This window comes from Massilia horti (assembly GCF_004614195.1).
Lineage (GTDB): Bacteria > Pseudomonadota > Gammaproteobacteria > Burkholderiales > Burkholderiaceae_D > Telluria > Telluria horti.
Map to the genome: position 1 here is coordinate 1 of NZ_SPUM01000138.1, position 20,693 is coordinate 20,693.

Genomic DNA, 20,693 nt, shown 5'->3' on the forward strand with positions numbered 1-20,693 from the left:
CGACAGCGCGCGCACGTTGGCGGTGCCGACGTGGTGCTGGGTGATGCCCATGCACCAGACCACCGATGAGGGCTTGTTGGTCGCCAGCATTTCGGCGGCGAGGCGCACCGCCGACTCGGGCACGCCGGTCACGTTGGACACCTGGTCCGGCGTCCACTTGGCCACTTCCTTGCGCACGTCGTCCATGCCGAAGGTGCGCTCTTCGATGAACTTCTTGTCTTCCCAGCCGTTGTTGAAGATGTGCCACAACATGCCCCACACCAGCGCGATGTCGGTGCCGGGACGGACGCGCACGTAATGGTGGGCAAAGCGCGCGGTGCGGGTGAAGCGCGGATCGATCACGATCATCTTCGCGCCTAGCTCCTTGGCGTGGAGGAAGTGCAGCATCGAGATCGGGTGCGCCTCGGCCGGGTTGGAACCGATGAACAGCACCGCGCGGCTGTGATGCAGGTCGTTGAACGAGTTGGTCATCGCACCGTAGCCGAAGGTCTGGGCCACGCCAGCCACCGTGGTCGAGTGGCAGATGCGCGCCTGGTGGTCGCAGTTGTTCGAGCCCCACATCGACGCCCACTTGCGCAGCAGGTAGGACTGCTCATTGCTGTGCTTGGAGCTGCCGATGACCATCAGCGCGTCCGGGCCGGCTTGCTGGCGCAGCTGCAGGAGCCTGTCACCGATTTCATTGATCGCCTGGTCCCAGGAAATGCGCTGGTACTTGCCGTTCACCAGCTTCATCGGGTAGCGCAGGCGGTGCTCGCCGAACGCGTGCTCGCGCACCGAGGCGCCCTTGGCGCAGTGCGCGCCCATGTTGATCGGGGAATCGAAGGCCGCCTCCTGGCGCACCCAGACGCCATTGCTGACCACCGCCTCCACTGAACAGCCAACCGAGCAGTGGGTGCAGATGGTGTGCCGGATTTCGCTGTGCGATACCGGCGCGCCTGGCGCATCGGCGGCGCGTGCGCTGTCCATGACGGCCAGTGGCAGATGGCGTGCCAGCGCGCCGGCCCCAGCCGCGATGCCGGTCCCGGCCAGGAATCTGCGCCGCTTAAGGCCGCTGCCAAGCGTGGTCTTCACAAGGGACATGACTGCTCCTTCGCCACACCGCTCACCAGTAGGCGGCGGTGCGGTAATACAGACGGATATGTTCTGTTTCGTGGTAGCCGCGCGGCCCGGCCGGGGGCGCGGCGGCTGGCGGGGCCGCCTGGCCGGCGTTGGCGCGCCCGGCCACGACCGCAAGCGCACCCAGCGGCGCGGCCATCAAAAAGCTGCGGCGAACCGGATCAGGACCCTGCCCCTGCTGCTGATCGTGTTCCATGATCGATCCCTCATTCATCATCCAGCTCCACAAACGCGACAGCCTCGGCCTCGATGGCCAGGAAGGCGGCGGCGAACGCGGCCACCAGGCGGTAGAAACCGGCGGCTTCATACCCGGCGATATCAAACAGGCAGGCGCCGAACCAGGGCCGGATATGGGTGTCAAAAAATTGTCGCTGGATGGCCAAAGGCCGGCGCGGCAGGCCGGCACCGCCCGTCACCAGCACGCGCATGGTCTCGCACAGCGCCCCAAGGTGATCCTCGAATTCGCCAACCCCGGGTGCGCGGGCGAGCCCCAGGCGCGCGAGGTCGGCGCGGAGAATGGCCAGCGGGTGGTCGTTGAGGAAGCCGCACAGGTAGCGCGACCCATAAGGATTGAGCGGTGGCGTGCCGATGCTGATGAACAGTTCCGCGAATTCATCCGCCACCGCCTGCACATCGGCCAGCACCGCGCCCCGCACCAGCCGGGCCCAGGCGTCCCCGAGCGCTTGCTCGTCGCGCGCGCCGAGGATGGGATCGGCTGCCGCCAGGGCGGCCAGCAGCGCGGCATCCGGCGGGGCCAGCAGCAGGCGCGCGATCAGCGCATAGAGGTCGGCACGGGCCTGGTCCTCGCCCGACAAGGGCAAGGGAGCGGTGGCAAGTGACCCGGTGGGGGATGCGCACAGCGTCTGCACGTTGCACTCCTGTTATTTACTCTACACAAAAAGGAGTATGCCCGCTGTGCCAGAAGGCGGCGCACGGTTGAACTTCACGCGCGCATGCCGGCAGCATGCATCAATAGCCGCAGCAGCAGCGCCACCAGCGCCAGCACGGCCACCCCGCCCGCCCACAGCGTCGCCATCCAGCCGAGCCGGCGCAGCCAGCGGCGGCGCATCAGTGGTAGCCCTCCCCGGGCCGTACCTTGCCGCGGAAGATGTAGTAGGACCAGATGGTGTAGGTCAGGATGATCGGCAGCACGAACAGCGCGCCGATCAGGGTGAAGGCCTGGCTGCTCGGGGACGAGGACGCCTCCCAGATGGTGATCGTGGGCGGCACGATGTGCGGCCAGATGCTGATCGCCATGCCGGTATAGCCCAGGAACACCAGGGCCAGCGCGGACACGAACGGCACGCGCAGGGGCGCGCGCGAGAGCGAGCGCTGCAGCAAGACGGTGAAGATAATCACCAGCAGCGGCACCGGCGCCAGGAACACGATGTTGGGAAAGCTGAACCAGCGCGCGGCCACCAGCGGATAGCGTATCGGGGACCAGATGCTGACCGCGACGATCGCCAAAAACAGCAGCACCGAAGCCGGGCGGGCGATGTGGATCATGCGCTCATGCAGCGTGCCCTCGGTCTTCATCACCAGCCAGGTGCTGCCCAGCACAAGGTAGGTGATGATCACGCCGATACCGGCCAGAAACGGGAACGGCCCCGCCCAATCGAGCGGGCCCCCGACATAGCTGCGCCCGGACACGGGAATGCCCTCCAAAAAAGTGCCGAGCGCCACCCCCTGGAAGAAGGTGGCGACGTACGAGCCGCAAATGAAGGAAGCATCCCACACCGGGCGCTCGCGCTCGTTGGCTTTGAAGCGGAACTCGAACGCCACCCCGCGGAAGATCAGGCCGAGCAGCATGAAGATCAGCGGCAGGTACAGCCCGGACAAGATGATCGAATAGGCCAGTGGAAACGCGGCCAGCATCCCGGCGCCGCCCAGCACCAGCCAGGTCTCGTTGCCGTCCCACACCGGCGCCACCGTGTTCATCATGACGTCGCGCTCGTGCTTTTCCTTCACGAACGGAAACAGCATGCCGATGCCCAGGTCAAAGCCGTCCAGCACCACGTACATGAAGACGCCGAAGAAGATGATGACCGCCCAAAGCGGCGCGATATCGAGCCCCATGGTTCAGCCCTCCTCCACGGACGGCGCGTCGGCCTCCGGCAGCGACATCGGCCGCGCCGGTGTGTGTTCCTGCCCCGGTCCCCCCCGCTCGGCGTGCGCGACGTCGAAGGTCTGCGGCCCCTTGCGCACCAGCCGCAGCACGTAGGCGATGCCGACACCGAACACGAAGAAATAGACCACTATGAACAGCGCCAGCGACAGGGCAACCGACGCAAACCCATGCGGCGAGACTCCATCTGCGGTGCGCTGCAGGCCGTACACCAGCCAGGGCTGGCGCCCGACCTCGGTGGTGATCCAGCCGGACAGCAACGCCACCAGTCCCGCCGGGCCCATCACCATGGCATAGCGCAGGAACGGCCGGGATTGGTACAGGCGGTGGCGCCAGCGCAGCCACAGGCTCCACAGGCCGAGCACCAGCATCAGGATGCCCAGCCCGACCATCGCCCGGAAGCTCCAGAACAGGATCAGCGAATTGGGCCGCAGGTCGCGCGCAAATTCCTTCATGCCCTTGAGCTGGCCGTCCCAACTGTGGGTGAGGATCACGCTGCCCAGGTGCGGCACCGCGAGCGCGTATTTTGTTCGCTCCTGCTGCATGTCGGGAATGCCGAACAGGAGCAGCGGCATGCCTTCGCCAGGCACGTTTTCCCAATGTCCTTCGAGCGCGGCCACCTTGACTGGCTGGTACCTGGCGGTGTTCAGGCCGTGCAAGTCCCCGAGGAAGATCTGGATCGGCGTTACGATCAACATCATCCACATCGCCATCGACATCATCAGGCGCACCGCCGGCTTGTCGTGCCCGCGCAGCAAGTGCCAGGCCCCGGACGCGCCGACGAACAGCGCCGTCGACAGGTAGGCCGCCACCACCATGTGCGCCAGGCGATACGGGAACGAGGGATTGAAAATGACCTGGAACCAGTCCACCGGCACCACGCGGCCATTGATGATCTCGTAACCCTGCGGGGTATGCATCCAACTGTTCGAGGCCAGGATCCAGGTGGCCGACACCAGGGTTCCGAGCGCGACCATGCAGGTGGCGAGCAAATGCAGGCCCGGGCCGACCCGCGTCCAGCCGAACAGCATCACGCCGAGAAAGCCGGCCTCGAGGAAGAACGCGGTGAGCACCTCGTACGACAGCAAAGGCCCGGTGATGCCGCCCGCGAACTCGGAAAAGAAACTCCAGTTGGTACCGAACTGGTAGGCCATCACGATGCCGGAGACCACGCCCATGCCGAAGGTGACGGCGAAGATCTTGAGCCAGTAATGGTACAGGTCGACGTAGGCCTGGCGTTTCGTGCGCAGCCAGAACACTTCGAGCACGACCAGATAGCTCGCGAGCCCGATGGTAATCGCGGGGAACAGGATGTGGAACGCCATCGTAAACCCGAACTGAATGCGCGCCAGTTCGAGCGCCGTCAGGCCGAACATGAGGCTTCCTCCGCTTGCGCAAGGTGTGAAAAATCTACCACGAACAGGGGCGCGCACGGTTGAAACCTGTGAACCCGGCGTCAACGGGCTGACGTCACCCCTGGCCCGCGCTGGCGGACTGCGGCGCGTCGGAAATGCGACACGGAATTAACAATCGACCAATGGAAACGCGCGCAATCGGAACCCATCCAAGCGGGCCCGACTATAATTACGGATCGTCCACCGACTCATTGTGCCAATGACCCAGCCAATCAGCTTTTCGTCCGACCCGGCGCTGAACATCAACGCCCTCAAGGCGAGCTGCTCCGCCTGCAGCATGCACCAGCTGTGCCTGCCAATGGGACTGGACGACGCCGACATCAACCGCCTCGACCAGATCATCGGCCGCCGCCGCCGGCTGCTGGCGGGCGAACGCCTGTACCAGATGGGTGAGCCGTTCCGCAACCTGTACGCGGTGCGCTTCGGCCACTTCAAGACCTACCAGATCAACGCCAGCGGCGAGCAGCAGATCACGGGCTTCCAGATGGCTGGCGAACTGCTGGGCATGGACGCGATCAGCGGCGACCGCCACCACTGCGACGCGGTGGCGCTGGAAGACAGCGAAGTGTGCGAGATCCCGTTCTCGCACCTGGAAGACCTGTTCGGCCACGTGCCGGCGCTGCTGCGCCACTTCCACCGGATCATGAGCCAGGAAATCACGCGCGAACAAAACGTCATGCTCCTGCTTGGCAACATGCGCGCCGAACAACGCTTCGCGGTATTCCTGATCAATCTGTCCGCGCGCTACGCCGCGCGCGGCTACTCCTCGACCACGTTCCAGCTGCGCATGTCGCGCGAGGACATCGGCAACTACCTGGGGCTGACCATCGAAAGCATCAGCCGGCTGCTATCGCGCTTCAAGAAGCAAGGCTGGCTCAAGGTCGACAAGCGCGAGGTCACGCTGCTCGACCCGGCGCACCTGAAAGCGATGGCGGCCGGCACCGAACAGTGCAGCCCGATGGCCTAAAACAACGAGGGTCAGAGTCAAATTGTTGGGCAACTTTGCAAATTGCCGATTAATTCGACTCTGACCCTACGTTCGAATCGGGGTCAGAGTCGAATTGTTGGGAAACATCTGACAATTGCCGATTAATTCGACTCTGACCCTCTTGTCACGCCCAGCCCGATGGCCTAAAACAACGAGGGTCAGAGTCAAATTATTGGGCAACTTTGCAAATTGCCGATTAATTCGACTCTGACCCTACGTTCGAATCGGGGTCAGAGTCGAATTGTTGGGAAACATCTGACAATTGCCGATTAATTCGACTCTGACCCTCTTGTCACGCCGTCTTCTGGCGGGCGATCCACTGGTCGACCAGCTCGCCCAGCACGTCCAGCGGCACCGAGCCGGCGCGCAATACTAAGTCGTGGAAGGCAGGCAGCGAGAACTTCGCGCCCAGCTCCTGCTGCGCCTTGGCGCGCAGCTCCAGGATGCGCAGCATGCCGATCATGTAGGCGCAAGCCTGCCCCGGCCTCGCGATGTATCGCTCCACCTCCTGCGAGCCGATGCCGTAGGCGATCGCCTGCTCGCGTGTCCAGCCCTTGGCGTGCAGACCGGTGTCGACCACCAGCCGCCGCGCGCGGAACAGTTCCGATCCAAGCGCACCCAGGAGGCCAGGCACGTCGCCGTCATACCAGCCCTGCTCCACTGCCAGACGTTCAGCGTACAGCCCCCAACCTTCGCTGTGCGCGCTGCCGCCACCGAAAATGCGGTTGGCGCGGAATTTCGGCAGGTTCTTTTGCTCCTGCTGGATCGCAAGCTGGAAGTGGTGGCCCGGCACCGCCTCGTGGTATGACAGGCTGCGCATGCGGATCATGTCGAACTTGGGTCCGCGCATCGGCACCCAGAAGACGCCCGGCTGGCTGCCGTCCGGCGCCGGCAGCGAGTAGTGGGCCGACGCCGATGCCTCAGTCAGCGGCGGCTCGCGCCGCACATCGACCGGCGCCGTTGGCTTCAGGTTGAACAGGCTCGCACTGCGGCGCTCGGCGTCGCGCACCATCTCGGCATAGCTCGCCAGGATCTGCGGACGCGGATCGCCCTCGCCCTTGGGCTGGTAGTTCATGTCGAGCTTGAGCATGCGTTCGTCGATGCTGCCCTCCGTGTAACCGAGCGAGCGCAGATGGCGGTCCATTTCGGCTTCGATGCGCGCCACTTCGCGCAGGCCGATAGCGTGGATCTGTTCCGCCGTCAGCGTGGTGCTGGTGTAGCTCGATAGCGCCTGCTGGTAGGCCGCCGCGCCGTTCGGCAGGCGCGAGATGCCCACCACGTTTCCGGTCTTCGGATGCAGCGCTGCCATATAGGCCTGCACGCGCTCATAGGCCGGCCGGATCTTCTCCTCGACGATGCGCTTTGACTTAGCGATGGCATCGGCGCGCACGGTTGGCGCCAGATCGGCTAGCGATTCGGTCCGCTTTTCCAACGAGGTCACCAGCACGTTCTCGGCTGGCGCCGGCTTGAGGAAGATGTCGACCTGGGCCTGGGCGCGCTCAAGGATAACGCGCGGTGGAATCAGGCCGCGCGCCTCGGCCGCCTTGGCGCGTGCCAGCGCTTCGTCGATGCGGGTAGCCACCTGGTCCAGCCGCGCGACGTAGTTGCTCACGTCCAGGGCGTTGCGGATCGGGTGCGTTTGCGTCATGAAACTGACCAGGCCGACGTGCGCGCCGCCCATTTGCGAGAACACGAAGTTGTAATCCTCGAACGGTTCACTGGCGATCGTTTCGCCCAGCGACCAGCGCATGGTCATTGCGGAGATACGCTGGTTGTCGTCGAGCGGGCCGGCCAGCCACTTGTCGAGCTTAGCCACGCCCACGCGCGCCAGTTCTTTCCGGCGAGCGCGCTGCTTGTCGGTGAGCGGGGTCAGCTGGCGGTCGTGGGCGGCCTGCTCCGGGCCCGCGAAATACTGTGTGCTGGTGGCCTGTTGCGAATTCATGCGCACCCAGTCGTTAGCGAACTTGTCGGCCCAGGTGTCGAACGCAGCGTTCGGTTTGACAGCCGCCGCCTGCGCAGCGGGCGCGGCGTACGCTTCATACGGCAGCGCTGCGGCGGCCAGGACAAGGGGAACGAACAGGGCGGCGATGCTGGCTTGCAGCGGGCGCGGACGGATTGCTGGCATGTCTCTCTCTCCAAATTTTTTTGAACCGACAAGAAAATTTGCCGGCGCGAAAATCTAACATGGGAGAGAGCAAGCCGACAATACACTTGCGCTTGAATTGAATTACACCTGCGGTTGACCAATCCCAGCGCCTTCACGCGCTGCCTGTTCAAGCGAGCCCGCCAACCGGAGACGCCAACGTGATGCGACTGTACCGCGTGCGCACAGGCCTCGCCGGCCGCGTGCACCCACGCCCTGCGGTTGACGAATTGTGCGTCTTTACGCGTGCCGCCAGAGCGGCATGCTACGGTCCGTGCGCAAAAGAGGTCGCTACTCGCTGTCCGCGTCCATCATCAGGGCGCCACCACGCGGCCAGTCCCAACTGCGCTCCAGGCGCCAGTCGCGCAGCGCGCCCTCGGCCACTACCTGCCAGTGCGCGTGTTCGAGTAGCGGCAGGTCCACCGAAAAGCGCCCGTCCGGCCCGGGCTGCGCGAGCACGCTGCGATCCTTCCGCGGCAGCGTGGGATGCGCGAGCAGGATGCGAAACGGGCTGCTCACCTCCTTGCCCGCGCTGGTGATTTGACCTGCCAATCGGCCCGTGACCGGGTCGTAATGCGCGCGCAGCGACAGCCTGAGCATGCTGGCCACGCGGTCGCGCCGCAGGTCCTGGTTGATTGCCTTGCCCTGCTTGTAGTAGTCGCCCACCACCAGCTCGTCGGGCGTGCGCACGGCCAGCCAGGTAGCGAAGGCGCCGCCGGCGATCACCACCGCCGGCCCGAACATGAGGAACCACGGCCAGCGGTGCGCGTACCATGGCGCCTGCTGCCGGTCCAGCGTGTTTGCGGGAGGTTTCATGACTATTCTCCTTTATTTCGGCACGATGAAGACCGCGCCCTCGGTCGCCTTCATCCGCGGCTGATCGAGCGCGCGCACGGTGAACGCGATCTTGTTCGACCCCTTGTGGGCGCTTTCCGGCGCCACGCGTACCCGCACCGGCACCGCGCGCGTGGTCGCGCCGGCGAGCTCGATCACGTCTTCGTCGGCGATGGTCGCCGACTTCAGGCCGTCGACCGTGATGTGCAGCCGCAGCGCTCCTTCGCTAGTGTTCATCAGCTGCAGCCGATACACGTTCTCGATCATGCCGTCCTCGACCTCGCGCCCCATCGCGCCGCGGTCGCGGATCACGTCGAGCTTGAGCGGATTGCGCAGCGCCAGCGAGGCGACCATGCCGACCGCTAGCAAGGCCAGCACCGCGGAGTAGATGATCACGCGCGGCCGCATGATCCGCTGTCGCACCGCACTCCATGGCAGGCCACCCGCGAGCGCGTTCTCGCTGGTGTAACGGATCAGGCCCGCCGGTTTTTCCACCTTTTCCATCACGCTGTCGCAGGCGTCCACGCAGGCGGCGCAGCCGATGCAGTCGTACTGCAGGCCCTTGCGGATGTCGATCCCGGTCGGGCAGACCTGCACGCACATGCCGCAGTCGATGCAGTCGCCGCCGGCACGGCCAGCAGGGCCGCGTGGCTCGCCGCGCTTGATGTCGTAGCTGACGATCAGCGTATCGCGGTCGAACATGGCGCTCTGGAAGCGGGCGTAGGGGCACATGTACTTGCACACCTGCTCACGCATCCAGCCGGCGTTGCCGTAGGTGGCAAAGCCGTAAAACACGACCCAGAAGCCTTCCCACGCGCCGACCGAGAAGCCAGCCACTTCGCGCAGCAGCTGGTGCACCGGCGTAAAGTAACCGACGAAGGTGAAGCCGGTCCAGAACGCGACCGCGAGCCAGGCGGAGTGCTTGGCGCCCTTCTTGGCGATCTTCCCGAACGTCCAGGGCTGGCGGTCGAGCCGGATACGGCTGCTGCGCGCACCTTCGATCTTGCGCTCGATCCAGAGGAAGATCTCGGTATAGACCGTCTGCGGGCAGGCGTAGCCGCACCACACGCGCCCGGCCACGGCGGTCACCAGGAACAGGCCGCAGGCGCAGATTATGAGCAGGCCCGCAAGGTAGATGAAGTCCTGCGGCCACAGCACCAGTCCGAACAGGTAGAACTTGCGCGCTCCAAGATCGAACAACACCGCCTGCCGGCCGTGCATCTGCAGCCATGGCAGGCCATAGAACAGCAGCTGCGTGAGCCACACGCAGACCCAGCGCAGCGAGGCAAAGCGCCCCTTGATTTCGCGCGGATATATCTCCTCGCGCGCGGCGTACATGCGCACCACCGCCTCTTTCGGCTCACTCATTTTGCGTGTTCAAGCGCCGGCTGGTTGGAAAGGCTCCACACGTAGGCCGCCAGCACGTGCGCCTTCGGCTCGCCCAGGAAGTCGCCCCACGCCGGCATGGTGTTGTCGCGGCCCTTGCGGATCGTCTCCATGATGGTGTCCGCGCTGCCGCCGTACAGCCAGACCTTGTCGGCCAGGTTGGGCGCGCCCAGCATCTGGTTACCGCGTGCGTCCGAGCCATGGCAGGCAGCGCAGGCGGCGAACTTGGGCTTGCCGAAGGCGACCTTGATCGGGTCGGCCGTCAGCCCGGACAGGCTGCGCACGTAATGGGCCACGTTCTCGACGTCCTTGTCCGAGCCGAGCGCCGCGGCCATCGGCGGCATCTGGCCGTGGCGGCCCTTCATGATGCTCTCCTTGATGACTTCAGGCGCGCCGCCATACAGCCAGTCGTCGTCGGTCAGGTTCGGGTAGCCCTTGTTGCCGCGCGCGTCCGACCCGTGGCACTGCGCGCAGTAGGTCAGGAACAGGCGTTCGCCGATCGCCCGCGCCTGCGGATCGGCCGCCACCGCCTTGATGTCCTGTTGCGCGTACTTGGCGAACAGCGGACCGTAGTCGGCGTCAGCCTTCTTCAGTTCGGCCTGGTATTCGCCGGTCGAGTTCCAGCCAAACTTGCCAGCGTAGCTGCCCAGCCCCGGATACAGCACCAGGTAGGCCACGGAAAACGCAATGGTCAGCCAGAACAGCCCCATCCACCAGCGCGGCATCGGCGTATTCAGTTCGGTCAGGTCCTCGTCCCACACGTGGCCGGTGGTCTTCTCCGGCTTGCCGTCGGCGTCCAGCTTGACCTTGTGGGTGGACTGGCTCCACAGCAGGATGCCGCAACCGGCGATGCCCAGCACCGTGATCAGGGCGATGTACCAGTCCCAGAATCCGTTGGTGAAATCAGCCATGGCGCTCCTCCTGCTCCTCGTCGTCCGCGAACGGCAGCAGCGCGGCCTGGTCGAAATCGCGGCGGCTCTTGAGCGCGTAGGTCCACAGCACGATGCCGAGGAAGGTGACGAAGCTGATGACGGTCATGATGCGGCTCGCGTCGTCAAAGATGTTTTCGATTCCCATGTCAGTTCCTTGTCTTGATCTGCGTGCCCAGGCCCTGCAGGTAGGCGACCAGGGCGTCCTGCTCGGTCTTGTCCTCCAGCTGGGCCGGCGCGTCCTTGATTTCCTGGTCGGTGTACGGCACGTTCATGAACTGCAGCGCGCGCATCTTGGGCACGATCTCGGCGGGGACCAGCTTGGTTTTGGCAAGCCACGGGTAGCCCGGCATGTTCGATTCCGGCACCACATCGCGCGGGTTGTCCAGGTGGGTGCGATGCCACTCGTCGCTGTAGCGGCCGCCCACCCGCGCCAGATCCGGGCCGGTGCGCTTGGAGCCCCACTGGAACGGACGGTCGTAGACGAATTCGCCCGCCACCGAGTAGTGGCCGTAGCGCTCGGTCTCGGCGCGGAACGGACGGATCATCTGCGAGTGGCAGTTGTAGCAGCCTTCGCGGATATAGATGTCGCGTCCGGCCAGGCGCAGCGGCGAATAGGGCTTCAGGCCCGCGACCGGCTCGGTGGTCGACTTCTGGAAGAACAGCGGCACGATCTCGACCAGGCCACCAAACGAGACGACGACCAGCACCAGGCCGATCAGCAACCAGGGATTCTTCTCGATCCACTCATGGGTAAATTTCATTGTTCGCTCCTGCTTCATGCATTGACGGGCACACGGGTGCCGGTGGCGTGGCCGGCAGCCAGCGCGGCAATCTGCACGTCCACGTTCTTCGTGCCGCGCATCGTCATCCAGGTGTTGAAGGCCATGACCAGCATGCCCGAGAGGTACAGCGCGCCGCCGGTGAAGCGGATCACGTAGTACGGGAAGGTGGCCTTGACGCCTTCGACGAAGGTGTAAGTCAGGGTGCCGTCCGGGTTCACGGCACGCCACATCAGGCCCTGCATCACACCGGCGATCCACATCGACGCGATGTACAGCACGATGCCGATGGTGGCGACCCAGAAGTGCAGGTCGACCAGCCCTATGCTGTACATCTGCTTTTTGCCAGCCAGGCGCGGGATGAGGTAGTAGATCGAGCCCATGGTGATGAAGCCGACCCAGCCCAGCGCGCCGGCGTGGACGTGGGCGATGGTCCAGTCGGTGTAGTGCGAGAGCGCGTTGATGGTCTTAATCGACATCATCGGGCCTTCAAAGGTGGCCATGCCGTAGAACGAAAGCGAGACGATCATGAACTTGAGGATCGGGTCCGAACGCAGCTTGTGCCAGGCGCCGGACAGGGTCATGATCCCGTTGATCATGCCGCCCCACGAAGGCGCCAGCAGGATCAGCGAGAACACCATGCCGAGCGACTGGGTCCAGTCTGGCAGCGCGGTGTAGTGCAGGTGGTGCGGGCCCGCCCACATGTAGGTGAAGATCAGGGCCCAGAAGTGCACGATCGACAGCCGGTACGAGTACACCGGGCGTTCGGCCTGCTTGGGGATGAAGTAGTAGACCATGCCGAGGTAGCCGGCGGTGAGGATGAAGCCGACCGCGTTATGGCCATACCACCACTGGATCATGGCGTCCTGCACGCCGGCGTACATGGAGTACGACTTGAACGCGGAGACTGGCATCACCATGCCGTTCACGATGTGCAGGATCGCGACGGCCAGGATGTAACCGCCGAAGAACCAGTTGGCCACGTAGATGTGCTGGACGCGGCGCTTGATGATGGTGCCGAAGAAGACCACCGCATACGCGACCCAGACGACAGCGATCAGGATCGCGATCGGCCATTCGAGCTCGGCATATTCCTTGCCGCGCGTGAAGCCCATCGGCAGCGTGATCGCGGCCAGCACCAGCACCGCCTGCCAGCCCCAGAACGTGAACGCAGCCAGCTTGTCGGAGAACAAACGCACCTGGCAGGTGCGCTGGACAACGTAGTACGAGGTGGCGAACAGGCCACAGATGCCAAACGCAAAGATGACCGCATTGGTGTGCAACGGACGCAGGCGGCCGTAGCTCAACCAGGGAATGTCGAAATTGAGCGCGGGCCAGGCAAGCTGGGCCGCGATGAACACGCCGGCCAGCATGCCGATCACGCCCCAGACCACGGTCGCGATCGCAAACTGGCGTACGATCTTGTAGTTATAGTTAAGACTGCTATCCAAGATGCTCTCCTGAAAGTTCACTGATGTCAGCAGGAGAGTAAATTTCCCAACGTGAAAAATCCTTGATGTGAATCAAATTGTTCCGGAACACTTGAGATATGGAGCAAATCCGGCCATCCCAGTACACGCGGGCTATTTCTTCAATTTCAAGGATGTGCGTTTGACATGCGTCAAGCATCGTGAGGGGCATCCGCCCACACTCGGTAGCTGTTTCACCGATCACAGGAAGATTCACATGCCGCCCATTACGCCTGAGCTATCCGCGGAAATCGGCAAGCGCCTGCGCGAGACCCGCGACGATGTGCTGGCCGCCGTGCGTGAGCGCACCGACAGCGACGCGCCGGAGATCGCGCCGAACACGCACACCTTCGAAAACGAAGACCGCCCGCAAGCCGAAATGATCAGTCACAACGAGGAGCACCTGGCCGACCACGAGACGGCGCTGCTGCACGAAATCGACGTGGCGCTGGGCAAGCTCGAATCGGGCGGCTACGGGATCTGCGTCGAATGCGGGCGGGAGATTCCAGAGGCGCGGCTGCTGGCCACGCCGACGGTACAGACCTGCATCGAATGCCAGCAGCAGATCGAACGCGAACAAGAGCGGCGCAACGGGCCTCCGCCAACGATTTGACGGGGTGCATTCATTTTGAAAAGCAGACGAAAAATGCGCACCCCGAACGAAATGCCTCGGCGACGGGCTTCGGTAAGTCGAAGGGTGCGCACCAGTGCGCACGCGGTTCGCGAACGTAGCGTGGTGAAGCAGCGGCCGCAAGTCAGCACACGGTGACCGCGTGCGCACAGGTGCGCACCCTACGGCGGGCTTCGGCGTTGCGCCCCTCATGCAGTATCATCATCGTTCAGGATGCGCAGCGCCGGCCCTTCCAGGTCGTCGAACTGTCCACTGTCGGCGGCGCCAAAGAAGATCCACACCGCGAACGCGACCACGCATATGCTGAGCGGAACGAGCAGGTACAGCGATTCCATTTTATCTCCCTTTGGTCAGGCGCAGCGCGTTGAGCACCACTAAGGCCGAACTGGCGGCCATGCCGATCCCGGCCAGCCATGGATTGAGCAACCCGCAGGCGGCCGCGGGAATCGCGGCAAGGTTGTAGACGGTGGCCCAGGTCAGGTTCTGCCGGATCACGCGCATTGCCCGTTGCGCCGTGCGCGCCGCGTCGCCCAGCGGCTCAAGACCCTCGTGCATCAGCACGCAGTCCGCATGCAGTTGCGCCAGCGCTGCCGCACCTCCCATCGCGAACGAGACGTCCGCGCCGCGCAGCACCGCCGCATCATTGACGCCGTCACCGACCATGGCGACCACCGCGCCACCCTGCTGCAACCGGCGCACGTATTCAAGCTTCTGGTCCGGCAGTTGCGCGCCTTCGGCCGCATCGATGCCAAGCTGCGCCGCCACCGCCCGCGCCGTGTCCGGCGCATCGCCAGACAGCAGCAGCACCGCCTTGCCTCGGCTTTGAAAACTGCGCACCAGCGCGGCGGCCTCGGGCCGAACCTCATCCCCCAGTTCGAAGCGCGCCAGCCATCGGCCCGCCACGCCGAGCCAGACCGTGGTGATGCCGCCCGGCGCGATCCCTGTCGCGGCGCCGCCTGCCAGGTCGGCCACAAAGGCGCTGCTGCCAAGCCGGCAGCGCACACCGTCAACCGTACCCGCCACGCCCTGCCCCACCACGTATTGCAAGTGCTGCGCCACAGGCGCGCCGGGGCATGCCGCGCGCAGCGCCAGCGCGATCGGGTGGGCGCTGGACGCTTCGAGTGCGGCAGACAGCGCCAGGCAGTCTTCGGGCGAAACGGCGTCCAGCGTCACGATCCGGCGCAGCACCGGCCGGCCGAGCGTGAGCGTGCCCGTCTTGTCGAAAACGATATGGGTGGCGCGCGCCAAGGTCTCAAGCACGTGCGGCTGCACCGCCAGCACGCCATGCCGCAGCAGGCGGCCGGTGGCGGCGGCCAGCGCGGTGGGCGTGGCCAGCGAAAGCGCGCACGGGCACGAAACCACCAGCACCGCGATCGCCGCCTGCCATGCCCGCGCCGGGTCGATGAACTGCCATGCGCAGAACACGGCTACCGTCAGCGCCAACAGCGCGGCGACGAAGCAGGCCGCCACCTTGTCTGCCCACAGCGCCAAGCGCGGTTTTCCCTGCCCTGCGCGCTCGACAAGGCGCACCAGCATTGCGAGCGTGCTGTCGCGCGCCGCACTGGACACGCGCAGGATCGCCGCCTGCGCGACGTTGACCGCGCCTCCCGGCAGCAGGTCGCCAGGCGCCTTGCGAACGGTGCGGCTCTCCCCGGTCAGCAGCGACAGGTCGACCTCGGTCTCGCCCTCGACGATCACCCCGTCGGCGGGCACCGCCTGCCCGGGCTGCACCAGCACCGTGTCACCGGACTGAAGGTGATTGGCCGCGACCAGTTCCGTGTCGCGGCTGACGGGCCAGGCCGGCATGCGCAGCGCCGCCGCCGGCAGCGACTGCTGCAGGGCTTCGAGCGCGCGCGCCGCCTTGCGCCGTGCCGCCAGTTCCAGGTAGCGGCTGGCAAGCAGCAGGAACACGAACATCGTGATCGAGTCGAAATAGACGTCGCCGCCGCGCACCAGCGCGAGCACGCTGCCGGCGAAAGCCGCGCCAATCCCCAGCGCCACCGGAACGTCCATGCCCGGCATGCCGCGCCGGAGGTCGGCCCAGGCGCCACGGAAGAACGGCTGCGCGCAATACACGACGGCGGGGAGGGTCAGTACCATCGACGCCCAGTGCATCAGCGCGGTCATGTCGGCATCCATGGTGCCGTCGCTGGCCAGGTAGACCGGCACCGCGTACATCATCACCTGCATCATCGACAGCCCGGCGATGAAGAGCTGGCGAAACAGCTTCTTGCGTGCGCGTTCGAGCTGCTCGCCATGGCGCCGCGCTTCGTACGGGTAGGCGGCGTAGCCGATCGCGCGCAGCGCGCGCAAAATCGAGCTCGGTTTGCAGGCGCCGGGCGTCCAGCGCGCGTGCAGGCGCTCTGTCGCGACGTTCAAGGTCGCCTCCAGCACACCCGGCAATTGCGCGAGGCGCCGCTCGATCAGCCACACGCAGGCCGCGCAGCGGATGCCTTCAACCGAGAACACCATCCCGCCGCTGTCGCCCTGTTCGTCGCACAATGCCAGCTCCGGCGCGTCCGGGTCGTCATCAAAGCGGCTCGCATACTCGGTCCGTGTGTCGTAATAATCGCCCAAGCCACCATCGACGATAGCCTGCGCGGCGGCCGCGCAGCCTGGGCAGCACATGGCGTGCATGATGTCGCCGATGCGCGCCTGCCAGCGGCTGCCCTGCGGGACCGGCAGGCCGCAGTGATAGCAGGCCGAGCGAGCCTGATCGGCAAGTGCAGCGCTCATGCCGGCACTCCGGCGGGAGAAATGCACAATGTGGGGAGCCATGACGGCATGCCGCCAACGGCGCGCGCAACGCCTGCCAGGCCGAAGCCAGCCACCAGCAGGCCGCTCAGCAAGCGCACCTTGCGCAGCTGGAGCAGCGTGCGCAGGCGCGCCCCCGCCAGGCCGAGCGAAAGCAGCATCGGCAGCGTGCCGAGCCCGAAGGCGAGCATCACCGCCGCGCCCGACGCGGCCGAACCGCTCAGCATGGCGGTGAACAGCACGCTGTAGACCATTCCGCACGGCAGCCAGCCCCACAGGGTGCCGGCGACGAACATCTTGCCCGGCCCGCCGACTGGCCCGAGCGCACGCGTGAGCGGCTGCACGTGGCGCCACAGCGCGCGTCCGCCCTGCTCCAGCCATTCCAGAGCGCGCCACGCATCCATCAGGTGCAGGCCGAGCGCAACCAGCATCAGGTTCGCAAGCCAGTATGCGGCCAACTGCAGCGACGGCAATGCGGAAAGCGTGCGGGCGCCGGCCACGCCGCCAGCCAGCGCGCCGGCCGCCATATAGCTGCCGATGCGCCCCAAGTTGTAGGCCGCGACGTTCAAATGCGCGGTGCGCTTGACGCCGGCATGGCGCACCGGAACCGGGAACGGCCTTGCGCTGCGCGCCAGCGCGGGCGCCGCCGACAGGGCGCCCACGATCCCGCCGCACATGCCGACGCAGTGGACGCTGCCGAACAGGCCGATCACGAACACCGGGAACAGGCTGATACTCATCACACGGTCTTCGAATGCCGGGCCGAGGCGCCGCCCGCGAGGTAACGGTCGAACACCATGCACACGTTGCGGATCAGGAGCCGCCCCTTCATCGTGACCGACAGCCAGTCAGCGCCGATTGTGACCAGGCCGTCACGCTCAAGCTGCGCCAGGCGTTCGAGTTCGGGCGCAAAGTAGTCTGCGAATACGATCGGAAAGGCCTGTTCGAGCGCGCGGATCGACACCTCGAACTGGCACATCAGCTTCTGGATCAGCGTGCGCCGCAGTACATCGTCCATCGTCAGGCGCGCGCCGCGCGCGACCGGCAGCTCGTTGCGGTCCAGGATGTCGTAATACTCCTCGAGCGTCTTGGCATTCTGGCTGTAGGTGGAGCCGACCGCGCCGATCGCGGACACGCCGCAGGCGACCAGGTCGCAGTCGGCATGCGTCGAGTAGCCCTGGAAGTTGCGGTGCAGCCGGCCCTGCTGCTGCGCCACCGCGAGGTCGTCGGTCGGACGGGCGAAGTGGTCCATGCCGATGTAGACGTAACCGGCCGCGCCGAGCCGCTCGATGCACAGCGAGAGCATCGCCAGCTTGTCCTGGCTGGATGGCAGCTCGGCGTCAAGGATGCGGCGCTGCGGCTTGAACAGGTGCGGCATGTGGGCATAGTGATAGAGCGCGATCCGATCGGGGCTGGCCTCGATCACCTTCTCCATCGTCTGGGCCATCGTCTCCGGCGTCTGGCGCGGCAGGCCGTAGATCAGGTCGATGCTGACCGAACGGAAGTTCGCGGCGCGGGCGGCGTCGATGATCGCGCGGGTTTCAAGCTCGGGCTGCACGCGGTTGACCGCCTGCTGCACCTGCGGGTCGAAATCCTGCACGCCCAGGCTGATGCGGTTGAAGCCCTGGCGGCGCAGGCGCGCCACCCGTTCGGGCGTCACCGTGCGCGGGTCGATCTCGATCGAATACTCACCCGTTTCGTCTTGGGCGAACCGGAACGTGCGGTGCAGGTGCGCCATCAGGTCTTCCATCTGCGCGTCCGACAGGTAGGTCGGGGTGCCGCCGCCCAGGTGCAGCTGCTCGACCTCGTTCATCCCCGCGAACAGCAGGCTTTGCATCTCGATTTCGCGCTTCAGGTAGCCCAGGTAGGTGGCGGCCTTTTCGCGGTTTTTGGTGACGATCTTGTTGCAGGCGCAGTAGTAGCACACCGTGTCGCAAAACGGAATGTGCAGGTACAGCGACAGCGGCTTGGCGCCGCCGCGGGTACGCAGGCCGGCGACGGCATGCAGGTAGTCGCGGTAGCCATACTCCCCGGAGAAGCGGTCGGCGGTCGGATAAGACGTGTAGCGCGGACCGGATCGGGAAAGCCGTCCGAGCAGATCGGCGTCGAACTCGACGGAAGGTTGCGCCACGGGCGCACTGGCATTGATGGGAATCTGCTTTAACAACATCTGGCTCTACTCCTGCTGCCACCGCGTCCTGGAATCGGCACGGTTCGGTTAGCTTGAAGTTTATTGATGCTGCTCAGCAAAATCCTTGACTTGCATCAAAAACGACCGAGACGTTTGCAGACCGCGTAGGGTGCGCACCTGTGCGCACGCGGTTCGCGAAAGCAGCACAGCCGGATCGGCAATCGCCGACGCCAACTCTGCGCAACCGTACAGCGTGCGCACAGGTGCGCACCCTACGATAGTTACGCAGCTCGCCGCGCTTCACCCAGCTTGAACACCGCCAGCGCCTGCACCAGCCGCCCCGCCTCTTCGGCCACGCTGGACGCGGCCGCCGCCGACTCCTCGATCAGCGCCGCGTTCTGGCGCGTGATCCGGTCCAGGTCCGCCATCGCCTGGTTGACATGGACGATGCCCTGCCCCTGTTCGCGGCTGGCCAGCGAGATCTCGTGCATGATCGCCGCCGCGCCCTGCACCGCCTGCACCACTTCGCGCATCGTGGCGCCGGCGGTGCCGACCAACTCGTTGCCCTGCTCGACCTTGTGCGCCGAATCCTCGATCAGTGCCTTGATCTCCCGGGCCGCGTTGGCCGAGCGCTGCGCCAGGTTGTGCACTTCACCGGCGACCACCGCAAAGCCTTTGCCCTGTTCGCCCGCGCGCGCCGCCTCGACTGCGGCGTTAAGCGCGAGGATATTGGTCTGGAACGCGATACCGTCGATCAGGCCGATGATGTCGACGATCCGCTTGGCCGATGCGCTGATGCCGACCATGGTCTCGCCAACCCGGCCGACCGCCTCGCCGCCGTGACCGGCTACGCTGGAGGCAGCACTTATCAGCTGATCGGCGCGAACCGCGCTGTCGGTGTTCTGGCCGGCCGCGTGCGCGATCTGGCCGACGCTGGCCGCGGTCTGTTCCAGGTTCGCAGCCTGGGATTCGGTGCGGTGCGCCAGGTCCACGTTGCCATCGGCGATCTCGCGCGTGGCCTGCTCGATCGAGCGCACGTTGCTGCGCACGTCGCCCACGATGGCGGTCAGGTTGATGTTCAGCTGGCGCAGCGCCAGCAGCAGCTGCCCCATCTCGTCGTCGCGGCCAGGCGGGCAGGCATGCGACAGGTCGCCTCCGGCCAGCGCGTTGATGGCGTCGGTGGCCTGGCCGAGCGGGGTGACGATGGCGCGGTGCAGCTCGGCCCACACCAGTAGCGTGCCCACGACGCCGACGCCTGCCAGCACGCGCCAAATGGCGCCGTCGGCCGCCACGCCCAGGGCGCCCGCCAGCACTGCCTGGCCGCCCATCGCCATACCAATGCGCGAGCCCAAAGGCAGGCGACGCAGCGCGGCCAGGCGCGCACGCCAGCCGGCATGCACCGCTTTGCCGCGGCGGATCGCGATTCCCTGCGCGCGCTCCTCGCGGATTGCGCGGTACAGCTCTTGGGCCTGGGCCACCTGCGCGCGCGAGGGCGTGGTGCGTACTGACATGTAGCCGACAATCGCGCCGTTCTCCTTGACCGGCACGACGTTGGCAACCACCCAATAAAAGTCGCCGTTCTTGCGGCGGTTTTTCACCATCCCGGTCCACGGCAAGCCGGACTGGAGCGTTGCCCACAGGTCGGCGAAGGCTTCCGGCGGCATGTCCGGGTGGCGCACGATGTTGTGCGCCTTGCCCAGCAGTTCGGATTCGGAAAATCCGCTCACTTCTACAAAGCTCGGGTTGACGTACACGATCCGGCCCTTGGTGTCGGTCTTGGACACGATCGATTGCCCGTCTTTCATTACATATTCGATGCCGGTGACCGGCAGGTTGATGCGCAAATCCCTCTCCTTGTTGCCTTAAAGCAATTTCTTGAAGGAGGATTGTACGCATGACATTTCAACCGGGTCATTGACCTAGATCAAATAGCACCCAAAAGAAGCCAAACACAACTAAGGCTGGCCTATTCCGAAGCGCAATCTTAAAA

The 20,693-nt window shown here is 65.5% G+C and carries 20 protein-coding genes; 2 read left to right on the top strand and 18 right to left on the bottom strand.

The window, feature by feature from the left end; all coding sequences use genetic code 11:
- The 6 genes from E4O92_RS21235 to E4O92_RS21260 form a co-directional block, all read right to left on the bottom strand.
- On the bottom strand, positions 1-1,080 hold a 1,080-nt coding region (locus E4O92_RS21235; protein WP_167759853.1), incomplete at its 3' end, for a molybdopterin-dependent oxidoreductase.
- Positions 1,081-1,102: 22 nt separating this feature from the next.
- Positions 1,103-1,312, bottom strand: a complete 210-nt coding sequence (locus E4O92_RS21240; RefSeq protein ID WP_135191662.1) for a formate dehydrogenase — start codon at positions 1,310-1,312, stop codon at positions 1,103-1,105.
- Positions 1,313-1,322: 10 nt separating this feature from the next.
- The gene (locus E4O92_RS21245; protein ID WP_229483644.1) at positions 1,323-1,985 is read right to left on the bottom strand and encodes a TorD/DmsD family molecular chaperone; all 663 of its coding nucleotides are present in this window, start codon (positions 1,983-1,985) and stop codon (positions 1,323-1,325) included.
- A 74-nt stretch (positions 1,986-2,059) separates the two neighbouring features.
- Positions 2,060-2,185: a DUF2474 family protein gene (locus tag E4O92_RS21250; RefSeq protein ID WP_135191663.1), complete on the bottom strand. Its 126-nt coding sequence runs from the start codon at positions 2,183-2,185 to the stop codon at positions 2,060-2,062.
- Positions 2,185-3,192 (bottom strand): cytochrome d ubiquinol oxidase subunit II, encoded by a 1,008-nt coding sequence (gene cydB / locus E4O92_RS21255; RefSeq protein WP_135191664.1) that lies wholly within the window; start codon positions 3,190-3,192, stop codon positions 2,185-2,187. The genes E4O92_RS21250 and cydB overlap by 1 nt, the downstream gene beginning before the upstream one ends.
- Before the next feature lie 3 nt (positions 3,193-3,195).
- The gene (locus E4O92_RS21260) at positions 3,196-4,617 is read right to left on the bottom strand and encodes a cytochrome ubiquinol oxidase subunit I (RefSeq protein ID WP_135191665.1); all 1,422 of its coding nucleotides are present in this window, start codon (positions 4,615-4,617) and stop codon (positions 3,196-3,198) included.
- Positions 4,618-4,855: 238 nt separating this feature from the next.
- On the opposite strand from E4O92_RS21260, the gene fnr reads away from it, so the two are divergent.
- Positions 4,856-5,623 carry a fumarate/nitrate reduction transcriptional regulator Fnr gene (fnr, locus tag E4O92_RS21265; RefSeq protein WP_135191666.1) on the top strand — a complete coding sequence of 256 codons (768 nt, stop codon included), beginning with the start codon at positions 4,856-4,858 and terminating at the stop codon, positions 5,621-5,623.
- 313 nt (positions 5,624-5,936) lie between these two features.
- Here fnr and E4O92_RS21270 read toward each other — a convergent pair whose 3' ends face one another.
- The 7 genes from E4O92_RS21270 to ccoN form a co-directional block, all read right to left on the bottom strand.
- Positions 5,937-7,769 (bottom strand): DUF885 domain-containing protein, encoded by a 1,833-nt coding sequence (locus tag E4O92_RS21270; RefSeq protein WP_135191667.1) that lies wholly within the window; start codon positions 7,767-7,769, stop codon positions 5,937-5,939.
- 309 nt (positions 7,770-8,078) lie between these two features.
- Complete coding sequence (locus tag E4O92_RS21275; protein WP_135191668.1) at positions 8,079-8,603, bottom strand: FixH family protein; 525 nt, start codon at positions 8,601-8,603, stop codon at positions 8,079-8,081.
- Positions 8,604-8,615: 12 nt separating this feature from the next.
- A complete protein-coding gene (gene ccoG / locus E4O92_RS21280; protein ID WP_135191669.1) occupies positions 8,616-9,989 on the bottom strand; it encodes a cytochrome c oxidase accessory protein CcoG in 1,374 nt (457 codons plus the stop codon).
- Positions 9,986-10,918 (bottom strand): cytochrome-c oxidase, cbb3-type subunit III, encoded by a 933-nt coding sequence (ccoP, locus tag E4O92_RS21285; RefSeq protein ID WP_135191670.1) that lies wholly within the window; start codon positions 10,916-10,918, stop codon positions 9,986-9,988. The genes ccoG and ccoP overlap by 4 nt, the downstream gene beginning before the upstream one ends.
- Positions 10,911-11,084: a cbb3-type cytochrome oxidase subunit 3 gene (locus tag E4O92_RS21290; RefSeq protein WP_135191671.1), complete on the bottom strand. Its 174-nt coding sequence runs from the start codon at positions 11,082-11,084 to the stop codon at positions 10,911-10,913. The genes ccoP and E4O92_RS21290 overlap by 8 nt, the downstream gene beginning before the upstream one ends.
- Position 11,085: 1 nt before the next feature.
- A complete protein-coding gene (gene ccoO, locus E4O92_RS21295) occupies positions 11,086-11,700 on the bottom strand; it encodes a cytochrome-c oxidase, cbb3-type subunit II (RefSeq protein ID WP_135191672.1) in 615 nt (204 codons plus the stop codon).
- Positions 11,701-11,714: 14 nt separating this feature from the next.
- Positions 11,715-13,169 (bottom strand): cytochrome-c oxidase, cbb3-type subunit I, encoded by a 1,455-nt coding sequence (gene ccoN, locus E4O92_RS21300; RefSeq protein WP_135191673.1) that lies wholly within the window; start codon positions 13,167-13,169, stop codon positions 11,715-11,717.
- Positions 13,170-13,404: 235 nt separating this feature from the next.
- Here ccoN and E4O92_RS21305 point away from each other — a divergent pair, with 235 nt between their 5' ends.
- Entirely contained in the window at positions 13,405-13,800 is a 396-nt protein-coding gene (locus tag E4O92_RS21305) for a TraR/DksA family transcriptional regulator (RefSeq protein WP_135191674.1), read from the top strand.
- A gap of 206 nt (positions 13,801-14,006) precedes the next feature.
- Here the strand turns inward: E4O92_RS21305 and ccoS are convergent, their stop codons facing one another.
- The 5 genes from ccoS to E4O92_RS21330 all read right to left on the bottom strand — a co-directional run bounded on the left by ccoS (position 14,007) and on the right by E4O92_RS21330 (position 20,547).
- Entirely contained in the window at positions 14,007-14,153 is a 147-nt protein-coding gene (ccoS, locus tag E4O92_RS21310) for a cbb3-type cytochrome oxidase assembly protein CcoS (protein WP_135191675.1), read from the bottom strand.
- 1 nt (position 14,154) lies between these two features.
- The gene (locus E4O92_RS21315) at positions 14,155-16,554 is read right to left on the bottom strand and encodes a heavy metal translocating P-type ATPase (protein ID WP_167759854.1); all 2,400 of its coding nucleotides are present in this window, start codon (positions 16,552-16,554) and stop codon (positions 14,155-14,157) included.
- Positions 16,551-17,312 carry a sulfite exporter TauE/SafE family protein gene (locus tag E4O92_RS21320; protein ID WP_370660021.1) on the bottom strand — a complete coding sequence of 254 codons (762 nt, stop codon included), beginning with the start codon at positions 17,310-17,312 and terminating at the stop codon, positions 16,551-16,553. The genes E4O92_RS21315 and E4O92_RS21320 overlap by 4 nt, the downstream gene beginning before the upstream one ends.
- Positions 17,312-18,742, bottom strand: coding sequence for an oxygen-independent coproporphyrinogen III oxidase (gene hemN, locus E4O92_RS21325; RefSeq protein WP_135191678.1), 1,431 nt, complete (start codon positions 18,740-18,742; stop codon positions 17,312-17,314). The genes E4O92_RS21320 and hemN overlap by 1 nt, the downstream gene beginning before the upstream one ends.
- A 242-nt stretch (positions 18,743-18,984) precedes the next feature.
- A complete protein-coding gene (locus E4O92_RS21330) occupies positions 18,985-20,547 on the bottom strand; it encodes a methyl-accepting chemotaxis protein (RefSeq protein WP_135191679.1) in 1,563 nt (520 codons plus the stop codon).
- Positions 20,548-20,693: the final 146 nt, after the last annotated feature.